At 73.3% G+C, this 11729-nt stretch carries 10 protein-coding genes; 8 read left to right on the top strand and 2 right to left on the bottom strand.

Annotated features, from left to right (window positions below):
* Positions 1-13: 13 nt before the first annotated feature.
* Genes AB0H81_RS29245 through AB0H81_RS29255 form a run of 3 tightly spaced genes read left to right on the top strand, consistent with a single transcriptional unit; the run spans position 14 to position 5348 of the window.
* Positions 14-832 (top strand): PIG-L family deacetylase, encoded by an 819-nt coding sequence (locus AB0H81_RS29245; protein WP_358380995.1) that lies wholly within the window; start codon positions 14-16, stop codon positions 830-832.
* A gap of 49 nt (positions 833-881) precedes the next feature.
* The gene (locus AB0H81_RS29250) at positions 882-1943 is read left to right on the top strand and encodes a lysylphosphatidylglycerol synthase domain-containing protein (protein ID WP_358380997.1); all 1062 of its coding nucleotides are present in this window, start codon (positions 882-884) and stop codon (positions 1941-1943) included.
* A gap of 51 nt (positions 1944-1994) precedes the next feature.
* Complete coding sequence (locus AB0H81_RS29255; RefSeq protein WP_358380999.1) at positions 1995-5348, top strand: BTAD domain-containing putative transcriptional regulator; 3354 nt, start codon at positions 1995-1997, stop codon at positions 5346-5348.
* Between the two features lie 11 nt (positions 5349-5359).
* On the opposite strand, the gene AB0H81_RS29260 is transcribed toward AB0H81_RS29255, so the two are convergent.
* Positions 5360-5875, bottom strand: a complete 516-nt coding sequence (locus AB0H81_RS29260) for a hypothetical protein (protein ID WP_358381001.1) — start codon at positions 5873-5875, stop codon at positions 5360-5362.
* Between the two features lie 207 nt (positions 5876-6082).
* Between AB0H81_RS29260 and AB0H81_RS29265 the strand changes: the two genes are divergently transcribed.
* Positions 6083-6601, top strand: coding sequence for a VTT domain-containing protein (locus tag AB0H81_RS29265; RefSeq protein WP_358381003.1), 519 nt, complete (start codon positions 6083-6085; stop codon positions 6599-6601).
* A 25-nt stretch (positions 6602-6626) separates the two neighbouring features.
* On the opposite strand, the gene AB0H81_RS29270 is transcribed toward AB0H81_RS29265, so the two are convergent.
* The gene (locus AB0H81_RS29270) at positions 6627-6818 is read right to left on the bottom strand and encodes a DUF1508 domain-containing protein (RefSeq protein WP_358381005.1); all 192 of its coding nucleotides are present in this window, start codon (positions 6816-6818) and stop codon (positions 6627-6629) included.
* Between the two features lie 116 nt (positions 6819-6934).
* On the opposite strand from AB0H81_RS29270, the gene AB0H81_RS29275 reads away from it, so the two are divergent.
* From AB0H81_RS29275 to AB0H81_RS29290, 4 genes are all read left to right on the top strand, one after another.
* Positions 6935-7828, top strand: coding sequence for a serine hydrolase (locus AB0H81_RS29275; protein WP_358381007.1), 894 nt, complete (start codon positions 6935-6937; stop codon positions 7826-7828).
* A gap of 107 nt (positions 7829-7935) precedes the next feature.
* A complete protein-coding gene (locus AB0H81_RS29280) occupies positions 7936-9363 on the top strand; it encodes an AAA family ATPase (protein ID WP_358381009.1) in 1428 nt (475 codons plus the stop codon).
* Positions 9360-10556 carry a tetratricopeptide repeat protein gene (locus AB0H81_RS29285; RefSeq protein ID WP_358381011.1) on the top strand — a complete coding sequence of 399 codons (1197 nt, stop codon included), beginning with the start codon at positions 9360-9362 and terminating at the stop codon, positions 10554-10556. Before AB0H81_RS29280 ends, AB0H81_RS29285 begins: the two co-directional genes overlap by 4 nt.
* Positions 10557-10867: 311 nt before the next feature.
* Positions 10868-11729: hypothetical protein (locus AB0H81_RS29290; RefSeq protein WP_358381013.1), on the top strand; the 862-nt coding region annotated here is incomplete at its 3' end.

Raw genomic sequence — 11729 nt, forward strand, 5'->3', positions numbered from 1 at the left:
CTAATCTGGGCCTGTGCCTCCACGTACCGCTGTGTTCTTCCACGCCCATCCCGACGACGAGGCCCTGCTGACGGCGGGCACGATGGCGATGCTCGCGGCCGAGGGGCACCGCGTGGTGCTCGTGGTGGCGACCGCGGGCGAGCGCGGCCTGGCCGACATGGAGCCCGGCGAGGAGCTCGGCCGCACCCGGCTGAAGGAGCTGTACGAGTCGGCCGCGCTGCTCGGGTGCGCCCGCGTGGAGTGTCTCGGCTACGGCGACTCGGGCCTCAGGCCGAAGGGCGGCGTGGCCGACGAGCGGCCCGACGACGCGTTCATCGACGCCGACACCGAGGAGGCCGCGGGCCGGCTGGCCGACATCCTCCGCGAGGAGGAGGCCGAACTCCTGTCGATCTACGACCCGGCGGGCGGCTACGGCCATCCCGACCACGTCCAGGTCCACCGGGTGGGGCGGCGGGCCGCGGAGCTCGCGGGCACGCCGATCGTGCTGGAGGCCACGGTCGACCGCGACCCGCTGGTCAGGCTGCTGCGGCTGGCGGGCAAGGTCTACCGGTTCCCGCCGGAGTTCGACGTGCGGACGTTCGAGAGCGCCTACTCGCCCGGCGAGGTCATCACCCACCGGGTCAACGTACGGAAGTACACGAAACAGAAGCGGGCCGCCATGGCCGCACACGCCTCCCAGGCGAGCGGCGGCGACGGCGACCGCACCCTGGCCGTGCTGCTGAAGGTGCCCGGCCCGCTCTACCGCCTGGTGTTCGGCACCGAGTGGTTCGTCCGCCGCGACGTCCCGCCCGGCACCCGCCTGCGCCATCCTCTCGACCCGTGGCCGAGTTGACACCCACGGGCGATCCGGGCCGCGCCCGCGAGGGGCAGACTGGGACACGATGAAGAACAAGTGGGTCCAGATCACTCTCTCCGCGCTGTCGCTCGCACTCGCGGTGGTGCTCGTCGTCTACCTGCCGCAGATCGTCCACGCGCTGACCGGGAAGCCGGTCTCCTGGCACGAGATCGGCGCGGTGTTCGCCACGCTCGGCCTCCCGGTGATCGCGTTGATGACCGCGCTGTGGCTGCTGAGCCTGTTCGCGTACACGTTCGTGCTGACCGGTTCGCTGCCCGGCCTCGGCCACACGCAGGCGCTCACGCTGAACGCGGCCGGGAGCGCGGTGAGCAACCTGCTGCCGTTCGGCGGCGCGGCCGGGGTGGCGCTGACGTTCGCCATGACCCGCGGCTGGGGGTTCGGCAACCGCCCGATCGTGGTGATGACGCTGGTCAGCGGCATCTGGAACACCTTGTTCAGATTCATCCTGCCGGCGGTCGGGATCATCGCGCTGCTCATGGCGGGCGAGGCGCCCAACCACACCGTGGCCCGGGCCGGCTGGGTGGGCGCGGTGTCGATCCTCGTGCTGTGCGCGGTCGTGGCGGCGGCCCTCTACTGGGACCGCGCCGCCCGGCTCCTCGGCCGCGGCCTGGACTCCGTGGTCCGCCTGCTGCGGTTGCGCTTCCACGCCTCCGAGGCGTTCGAACGGCTGCGCGCCGACACCGCCGACGTCGTCCACACCCGCTGGCCCGGCCTGTCGCTGGGCATGGTGTTCTTCCTCGGGTTCCAGTGGGCGATCATGGCCGTGTGCATGCTGGCCACCGGCGCCTACCCCGGCCTGGCCCAGTCGATCGCGGTCTTCGCCCTGTCGCGGGTGCTCACCAGCGCCCTGATCACCCCCAGCGGCGCGGGCATCATGGAGGGCGGCGTCGTGCTCCTGCTCACCGGCGCGTTCGGGGTACCGGCGGCGCCCGCCACGGCGACCGCGTTGCTGTTCGGCTTCTGGACTTACACTATCGAGATCCCGTTCGGCGGCCTCGCCCTGGGCGCGTGGGCGCTGCTGCGCAAGCGTGACGGCCGAGGCACCGCCACGGAGCCCCCGTCCGCGATCTCGAAGGCCTCCCCGTGACCATCCGAAACGAAACAAAGACCTTGTGCGCGATTCGGAAGCTTGCATAGCGTGGCGGCTGACATGGTGGCGTTCCGGGTTCTGGGGCCAGTCGAGGCGTACGAAGACGACGAACTCGACCTCGGCGGGTTGCGGCAGCGGGCCGTCCTCGCCCGCCTTCTCGTGGCCAGAGGTCAGGTCGTCCCCGTCGACACGTTGCTGTACGACCTGTGGGATGACGACACGGCCAAGGGAGCCCAGTCGGGGCTCCAGGTTTACATCTCGCGGCTGCGCCGCGTGCTGGAGCCGGGTCGCCCGCGTGGCGGGCCCAACCGGCTGCTGGTGACCGTCGCCTCCGGCTACGCGCTGCGGGTTGCGCCCGACCAGGTCGACGCGCTCACGTTCGAGCAGCTCGTCCGGGCCGCGGGCGAGCACCTGGAGGAGGGCGACCCGCAGTCGGCGCGCGGGCGGCTGCAGAAGGCCCTCGGGCTGTGGCGCGGCACCCCCTACTCCGACTTCGCCGACCAGCCGTGGGCCGAGGCCGAGGTCAACCGGCTGACCGAGCTGCGGCTGGTCGCCCGCGAGCGCCACGCCGACACCGGGCTGCGTCTCGGCCTGCACGCCGAGACCGTGCCCGATCTGGAGGCGCTGACCACCGAGCATCCGCTGCGCGAGGAGGGCTGGCGGCTGCTGGCCCTCGGCCTCTACCGCTGCGGCCGGCAGGGCGACGCGCTGGCGGCGCTGCGCCGGGCCCGCGGCATCCTGGCCGACGAGCTGGGCATCGACCCGGGGCCGGCGCTGCGCAAGCTGGAGTCCGACATCCTCGCCCAGGCCCCCGAGTTGGAGCTGGCCACCGTGCCCCGGCCGCCGCGGCCCGTGCCGGTCGGCGACACCTGGCCGCCCCGGCCCGCCGCCGCGGTCGAGCCTCCCCCGCTGGAGCCCGAGCCGTTCGTCGGGCGCGACGCCGAGCTGGCGCGGCTGACCACCGCCGCCGGCCGTACGGGCCGGTTCCAGGTCGCGATCGTCACCGGCGTCGCGGGAGCGGGCAAGACGACGCTGCTGCGCCAGCTCGAGAGCCGGCTCGCCGCCGACGGCTGGATGGCGGCCTCGGGCGCCTGCCCCGACTCCAGCGCGACACCACCCGGCTGGGCGTGGGTGGAGATCCTGCGCTCGCTGGTCGGCCGCACCGGCGCGGGCGAGTACTCCCAGCTCCTGGCCCCGCTGTTGGACGACGCCGCGCCCGACCCCGACGACGACGAGGCGTCCGGCGGCTTCCGCCTGCACCGGGCGGTCGGCGGCTACCTCGCCGGGGTGGCGCGGCGGGCGCCGATGCTGCTGACGCTGGAGGACCTGCACTGGGCCGACGACCAGACGCTCGCCCTGCTGCGGGCGCTGCCCAGCCTGCTGGCCACCAGCCGGGTGATGCTCGTGGTCACCTGCCGCGAGAGCGAGCTGGACGACGGCCAGTCCGACGTGCTGGCCTCGCTGGCCCGGCTCGGCCCGCTGCGCGTGCAGCTGTCGGGGCTCGACCCGAAGGCCGTGGCCGAGCTGGTCCGGGCGACGTGCGTGCGCGAGATCGACGAGGACGCGGTCGAGTCGATCGTCGAGCGCACCGCGGGCAACCCGTTCTTCGTCCGCGAGACCGTCCGCCTGCTCGACTCCGAGGCCGCCGCCGACCGGGCCAGCGCCACCGAGGTGCTCTCCCGCGTGCCGTCGGGCGTGCGCGACGTGCTGCGGCGGCGCATCTCGCGCCTGCCCGCCGGGGCCCAGCAGATCCTGCTGCAGGCCGCCGTGATCGGCCGCGATGTCGACGTGGACGTGCTGGTGGACGTGGCCGGCGATGAGGACGCGGTCGTCGAGGCCGTCGAGGCGGCGTTACTCGCGGGGCTGGTCACCGAGCCGGGCCCGGGGCTGCTGCGCTTCGACCACGACCTGGTCCGCGACACGATCTACTCCGACGCGTCCCGGCTGCGCCGCACCCGGCTGCACGCGGCGGTCGCGGCGGTCATCGAGCGGCGCGCCCCGTCCGACGTGGCCGCGCTCGCCCATCACTACTTCCTGGCCGACGCCGCCGAGAAGGCCGTCCACTACGCCGGGCTGGCCGCCGAGCAGGCCGAGCGCCGCTTCGCGCATCGCGAGGGCGCGGCGCTGTGGGAGCAGGCCATCGCCGCGTTCGACCGTACCGGCGGCGACACCCGCGACCGGCTGCAGCTCATGCTGCACCGGATCAAGGCGCTGGCCCTGTGCGGCGACATGACCGCGGCGCGGCTGCTGCGCCGCGAGGCCATGGACTCCGCGCTGCCGCTCGGCGACCTGGAGATCACCGCTCGGGTGGCGGCCTCGCTGGCCGTCCCCCACAAGGGCATGGCGCGCGACTTCACCCGCACCGCGTGGGAGATCGTGGACGTCACCGAGAAGGCGCTCATGGAGCTGCCCGAGGGCGAGCAGACGCTGCGCGCGAGCCTGCTGACCACGCTCGCGCTGGAGCTGGAGGGCTCCTCCTCGCCCGAGCGCGGGCGGCAGGCGTCGCTGGAGGCGCTGGAGCTGGCCCGGCAGAGCGGCGACCCGGTGCTGCTGGCCGCCGCGCTGAGCGGGCGGCTGCGCCAGTCGTACGACATCCCGGCGGTCGACACCCGCGAGAGCATCGGCCGCGAGCTGCTGGAGGTGGCCCAGCGCTCCGGCCAGATGGCCACCCAGGCGCTCTCCCATCTCGTGCTGCTGGAGTGCGCGGCGGCCCGCGGCGAGTTCGCCGTGGCCGACGAGCACGCCGCCGCCGCCGAGCGGCTGGCCCGGCAGTACGACCTGTCCGCGCCCGCCGCGGTCTGCGCCTGGTACTCCGGGCAGCGGCTGATGATCGCCGGCGACTACGCGGGTGCCGAGCGCACCTACCGCGAGGCGGCCCGCATGACGGCGCGCGCCGGCATGCTGGAGGGCCGCCAGGACCTGCCGCTGATCACCACGTTCTGCCTGCACCTGGTGGCCGGCCGCGCGGCCGAGACGGTCGAGCTGCTGGCCGAGGCGCACCAGCGGGGCGCCAAGTGGACGCTCGACGCGTACGCGCTGGCGCTCGCCTCCGCCGGGCACCTGGCCGACGCCAAGGCCGTGGCCGCCGTCCGGCCGCCGGTCCGGCCCGACTTCCTGTACGAGCTGGCGATGACCTGGCGGGCGCTGGCCGGGATGCTGCTCGACGACCGGGAGCGGATGGTCGACTGCTACGACAAGCTCGTGCCGTTCGCCGACCGGATCGCGGGGGCGGGCACCGGCGTGGTGGCGCTGTGGCCGGTCGCGCTGACGCTCGGCGACCTCGCGCTGCGGCTGGGGCAGCCGGAGGCGGCGCGCGACCACTACATCAAGGCGCTGGAGGTCGCGGAGCGGGTCGGCGTGCACCGCTGGGTGGAGGCCGCCCGCCGGTCGGTCGGCCACTAGGGAGAACGCTGTCAGCAGGTGACCTGGAAGCGCTTGCTCTTGACGGTGCCGGCGCCCCGCACGGACAGCTCGACGCGGTACCACCCCGGGTTGCCGGTGATGCGCGGCGACCAGTCGACGCTCTCCTGGCGCCCGGCGAAACCGGCGTGGTCCACCAGGTAGTCGCGCCACGCGTGGCCGCGCGGGCTCAGGCGGGCCAGCCGCCAGGTGTACAGCGCGGTGCCGTCGGGGTCGGGGTTCACGACCACGCCCCGGGCCGTGAACGTCTTGGCGCACCCGGCCTCGCTGCGCGTCTCGGCGACCGTCACCGAGCCGGGGGCGGCCGGGGACTGGCTCGACGCGAGCGGCGCGGTCATCGGCATCTCGCGGGCCGACAGCGTCACGGTCCGCTCGTCGCGAGGAGCGGAGCTCGCGGTGTCGTAGGCGGAGAACCCCACGTACGCGGCGGTGAAGGCGAACGCCGCCACGAACAGCTTGGCCGTGTTCGCCGTACCGCTGACCAGGACCGCGGCGCTTCTCGTCCCCATGATCGTGACTCCTCTTCGCTCACGTACAGGTGTAAGCGAGAGCGATTGCGGGGCGGTTGTCGGTGACTTGCACTTTTTGCGGCGTCCTTGCAGGCCGCCGGTGCGGCAGGATGGGGAGGAGTGGCGGCCGGAGCGCTGTGGCGGGCAAGCTTGAGCGTGAACTAAGGTTAGGCTGACCTTTGTACGATCTGGGGGTGATGTTCCGCTATGTGGCGCCGGGCACTCGCCGTCCCCTCCCCCGGTGAGCCCTTCTGGCTCGGGCTGCCGTACTGGCTGGTGGGCGTCATCCTCATCGTGGCGCTGTTCGGGGCGTTCCAGGTCTACTACTGGGTCGGGCGCAAGCTCGGCGAGCGGCTGTACGACTCGCGGATCGGCGTGCGGCTGGGCCGCGAGCGCATCGCGAAGATCGAGGGCGTCGTCGAGCGGTGGGGCGCGCTGGCCGTCTACGGCTGCTTCTGGGTGCCGATGCTGCGGCACACGCTGCCCTGGGTGGCCGGGGCGCTGCGGGTTTCCTATCCGTGGTACGTGGTGGCGAGCGCGCTGGGGTGCCTGACCTGGGCGCCGCTGTGGTGGTTCGGGCTGACCGCGCTGGTGTGGGGCTGGCTGCAGCTGGCCGCGTCGTCGCCGGTGACGGCCGTGGTCGTGGCCGTGCTGGGGATGGCGGGCGCCGTCGCCTTCGTCCTCTGGCGGCGCAGAAAGCGCGCCGAGAAGGTCCTCGCCGCCTGACCCCCCGGGCCCTCCCGCCCCCGGGTCACACGGGGAGGTGGGTGTGGTCCTCGACCGTGGCGTCCGGGGAAATCCTGCGCACCGACTCGATCCCGTTGACGCAGGCGGCCTTCGTCGCGAACCCCTCGCCGACCGCGACCGTCTGCCCGTTCGCCGCCACCAGCGCGAAGCGGAACGTGCCCGTCTCGTCCCTGCTGATGAGGTACTTGCCCGTCATGACGCCCCCGTTCGCCGTCGTCCGTAACGACGGTTTACCCGGCACTGGTCCTTGTTGTCGCGTCTTTGAGACCTGGTTCGGCAAACGGAGCGTTGATCACCTGGGACCATGTCGCCATGCGTATTGGGGGTTTCATCGGCTCTGCCACTCTCGTTCTCGCCCTCGGGGTCGCCTCTCCGGCCCCCGCGGGGGCCGCGCCGGCCGTCTCCGCGCCGGCGTCCGCGCTCAGGAGCGCGGTGCAGGCCGCGGCGCTGCCGGCGGTCGCCGCGAAGGAGGCGTACGTCACCGACTCGGCCGGAACGGTCCACTTCAGCAAGCGGGAGACGCGCCGGGTCCCGGTGGCCAGCCTGGTCAAGGTCATGACCGCGCGCGTGGTGCTGCGCGAGGCGCGGCTGACCGACACCATCGAGATCACCGCGGCGGACGTGCGTCACGCCACGAGCAACGGCGCCACCACGGCCGCGCTGAAGAAGGGCGAGCGGCTCACGATCCGCGACCTGCTGTACGGGCTGATGCTGCCGTCGGGGGCGGACGCGGCCAACGCGCTGGCGCGCAGGTACGGCCCTGGCATGACCGCGTTCGTGGCCAAGATGAACGCCGAGGCCAAGCGGCTCGGCCTGACGAACACCCGCTACACCAACGCCGACGGCCTGCCGACCCCGGCCAAGGGCGGCTACTCGACGGCCGTGGACCAGGTCAAGCTCGCCGACGTCGCCCTGGACGACTCGACGTTCAGGGCGGTCGTGGGCGCCGAGGTGCACAAGGTGGCCAAGTCGGCGGTGCACCGGGCGCACACCTGGCGCAACACCAACAAACTGCTCCAGCAGGCCGACGGGGTGCTCGGCGTCAAGACCGGCTTCACGAACGACGCGGGATTCTGCCTGCTGTTCGCCGGGGAGCGCGGCGGCCGGGAGGTCGTCGGCGTGCTGCTCGGCGACCAGAACACCCGCCGCTTCGGCACGGCGGAGCGGCTGCTCGACTACGCGGGCGAGCAGATCGCCGGCGGCTGACCGGCTGCCCGGTTCGCCCCACACGGTCCGGCGATCGGGGGATTTCGGTAGCCTAGCGAGCTCTAGGCTTGCCGACCGTAACCCGATCGACAGAAGGGACCGCGCGCGTGCTCGACGACGCCGGACTCCAGGCGCTGCGCGAGGCGGCGCGCCTCTCGCCGGACAATCTCCCTCTGCGACGGCACCTCGCCGACCAGCTCCTGGCCAAGGGGTACCTCGCGGAGGCCGAGGCCGAGTACCGCGCCGCGCTGGTGCTGGCGCCCAAGGACCCGGAGATCGCCGCCGGGCTGGCCGAGGCGTTCGTCCGGCAGAGCGCGCACGGTCAGGCCCTGGCCGTCCTGGAGCCGTTCCTGTCCATCCCGGGCCACGCGCCGCGGCTGGGCGTGATCGCCGCCCGCGCGCTGCTCGGGGAGGGGGACGCGCACGGCGCGGCCCGCCGCTACCACGAGGCCGTCTCGCGCGACCCGTCGGTGGCGGACGCCGACCTCGCGGCCCGCCTGACGCCCCAGCCGATCGCCCCGACCGGCCCGTCCGCCGCGCCAGGCTCCTCCTGGGGCGCTCCTGGACCCTCCTGGGGCGCTCCCGGAGCTCCCGCGGGCGGTGCGACGTGGGGCGGGCAGGGCGGGCCGGCGCAGCAGCCGGCGGAGGGGCCCGGCGGCTCCCAGGTCGAGCGGTCCGCCGTTTCGTTCTCGGACGTGGCCGGCATGGAGGCCGTCAAGGAGGCGCTGCGGGTCAAGCTGCTCCTCCCGATCCAGCAGCCCGAGCTGTTCAAGGCGTTCGGCAAGCGGGCCGGCGGCGGCGTGCTGCTGTACGGCCCGCCCGGCGCGGGCAAGACCCACCTCGCCCGGGCCGCGGCCGGCGAGCTCGGCGCCGCGTTCGTGAGCGTCGGCCTTTCCGACATCCTCGACATGTACATCGGCTCCAGCGAGCGCAACCTGCGCGCCGTGTTCGACCTGGCCCGGCGCAACCGGCCGTGCGTGCTGTTCTTCGACGAGGTGGACGCCCTGGCGGCGCGCCGCTCCGACATGCGGCAGGCGCACAACCGCCAGCTCGTCAACCAGTTCCTGGCCGAGCTCGACGGCGTGGACCAGCACGCCAACGAGGGTGTCCTGGTCCTGGCCGCCACGAACGCCCCCTGGTACATCGACGTGGCCTTCCGCCGCCCCGGCCGCTTCGACCAGCTCGTGTTCGTACCGCCGCCCGACCACGCGGCGCGCGCCGCGATCCTGCGCATCCTCTGCCGCGACAAGCCGCTGGCGGAGATGGACTTCGACGCGGTGGCCCGGGTCACGGAGCTGTTCGCCGGCGCCGACCTGAAGGGCGTGGTGGACCGGGCGGTCGAGGCCAAGCTGCACCAGTCGATCAGCGCGGGCCGGGCCATCCCGCTGTCGACGCCCGACCTGCTGGCGGCCGCGCAGGCCGTCAAGCCGGCCGCCGTGCGCGAGTGGCTGGGCACCGCCCGCAACTACGTGATGCACGCCAACGACTCGGGCGCCTGGGACGAGCTGATGCCCTGGATCAAGCAGGTGCGATGACGCTGCCGTCCCCGCCCGCGGCCGGCGCGCTCCAGCGGGCGCGGGCGCTGCTGGAGCTGCGCCGCCCCGCCGACGCCGAGCGGGAGCTGCGCGGCGTCCTGGCTGAGGCTCCGGAGCACGCGACCGCGCACGCCTACCTCGCCGTCGCCCTCGACGCCCAGCGCAGGCACGGCGAGGCGATCGCGGAGGCGCACGAGGCCGTGCGGCTGGCGCCGGAGCACTGGTTCACGCACTACGTCGCCGCCCAGGTCCACAGAGGCGCGGGCCGCCTGCCGGAGGCGATCGCGGCCGCGCGGGCGTCCCTGGCCCTGTCCCCGGAGGAGGCGCTGACCTGGGAGGTGCTGGCGCGGGCGCACCTGCAGGCGGGCCAGTGGCGGGAGACGGCCGATGCGGCCCGGCGCGGGCTGGCCGTCGATCCCGAGGAGTCCGACCTCGCGAGCCTGCTGGCGCTGGCGCTCGCGGGGCTCGGCGACGGCGCCCAGGCGCGGGCCACCGCCTCGCGGGCCATCGCGCTGAGCCCCGAGAGCACGCTCGCCCACCTCGCGTACGGGCAGGCGGCGCTGGCGGCGGGCGACCCCGCCGAGGCGGCTTCGGCCTTCCGCGAGGTGCTGAGCCTGGACCCCGGCTTCGACACCGCGCGCGGGCTGCTGCTGACCGCCCTCAAGCAGCGCAACCCGGTCTACCGGACGCTGACGCGGCTGCGGGAGAGGTTCTTCGGCCGGGGATGGCTGGTGCTGCTGCTGCCGGCCATGCCGGCGCTCGTCGTCGTGTTCGTCCTCATCGCGCTGCTCCACTGGGGGGCGTGGGTGGCCGAGGCGTTCACCACGCTGCGCCTGGCGCGGGGCAAGGCGACCAGGCTGATGTTCGCGAGCGGCGACGCGCGGGTGGCCGCGCTGTGCTGCGCCCTGCCGGTCGCCGGCGCGACCGTGCTGGCGGCGGGGGCGGCGGCGGGCCTGGAGGCTCTGGCGACGGCGGGGGCCGCGCTCATGGCGATGGTGACGCCCGTCCAGGAGGCCGGGCACACCGGTTCGCCGCGCGCCCGCAAGGTCCTGTACGGCTGGTCGGCGCTGCTGGCCGTGGCCGCCGTCGTGGCGGTGGCGCTGTCGGCGGCCCCGATGGCGCTGCTGACGGCGTACGCGGCCCTGTCGACGATCTGGATCGCGGCCGGAGTGCGACGCTTTCTCGGCACCTGACGGTAAATTTCGGCCTTCGCCCTTTATTCCGTTTTCCGCCCGGTACTCCGCTGTGGTGAACACCGTCAAATCGGGCGACTCGCCACGCGGAATACCGGCAATGGCATGATGCGGCGCTCGTTGACGCTTTTTCACCCTTGCTTTCCCTGTACGGGGAATTCCGATTCGGCGTGGCGTCATGGGATGGCTCGCGGCAACTGTAAGCATCTTTACCGTCACGCTGTGCATGCGCGGCGTGTAAACGGGGGCCTTTTCCGGCCAATGGATTGACCGCGGCCATCTGCCGCGTTCCGAGAGGAACGGAACCTCAGATGTTCACCAGTTCCCGAACCAGTACCAAGACCGAGAGCGGGCCGGTCAAGGCGCTGCTGACGCTCGCCACGGCCGGAACCCTGTCCGTGGTGCTCGCCGCCAGCGTGGCGGCTCCGGCGTTCGCGGCGGATCCGAAGAAGGACAAGAAGCTCAAGCAGGCGATCAAGGACTCCATCGTCACCCAGATCCACGACCAGGACGAGGACAACGACGACTTCGACCCGGACGAGCCGGTCGTCACGACGAATGGCATCCACCGCCACAAGCGCCACATCCACCTCGCCGGCATCGGCGACGACTGCAACAGGGGGACCTTCTTCAGGATCCACTCCCTGGAGCCGCGGCACTTCTACATCCCGCGCACCCGCTTCATCGACGGCCCCGGCGGCTCGATGACGGCGAGTGTCCACCGGGAGCACGAGGTCCTCGCGTTCGTCGAGGCGAACTTCGACAAGCTGCGGTCGATCAGCACGGAGCTCACGCCGGACACGATCGTGCGCCAGCTCTCCCGGGCCGTCACGCCGCACCTGGAGAAGCGGCACATGATCTTCACCGGTCACGACTACACGCGTGAGATCAGCGACGGCAAGTACGGCAACCTCTGGTACCGCGCCTTCGGATACCGCGTGCACTGGACGGTCCGTGCCCGGCTCGACTCCTGCAAGGTGCTCCGCACCGCGGCGGGCATCGCCGACATCCCGTCGCGCGTCGAGGGCTGGCGCTACTGGGAGACCGACAAACCGATGTTCCAGGGCAAGGTGCTCTCGGACGCGGGACTCGCCTGGCTGGCTGTGGTCGTGCCCTCGGACGAGGACATCGACCGTGCCATCGCCGGCTGGACCGACGTCGCCGACCGGTGCG

The sequence above is a fragment of the Nonomuraea sp. NPDC050691 genome (assembly GCF_040654455.1).
Lineage (GTDB): Bacteria > Actinomycetota > Actinomycetes > Streptosporangiales > Streptosporangiaceae > Nonomuraea.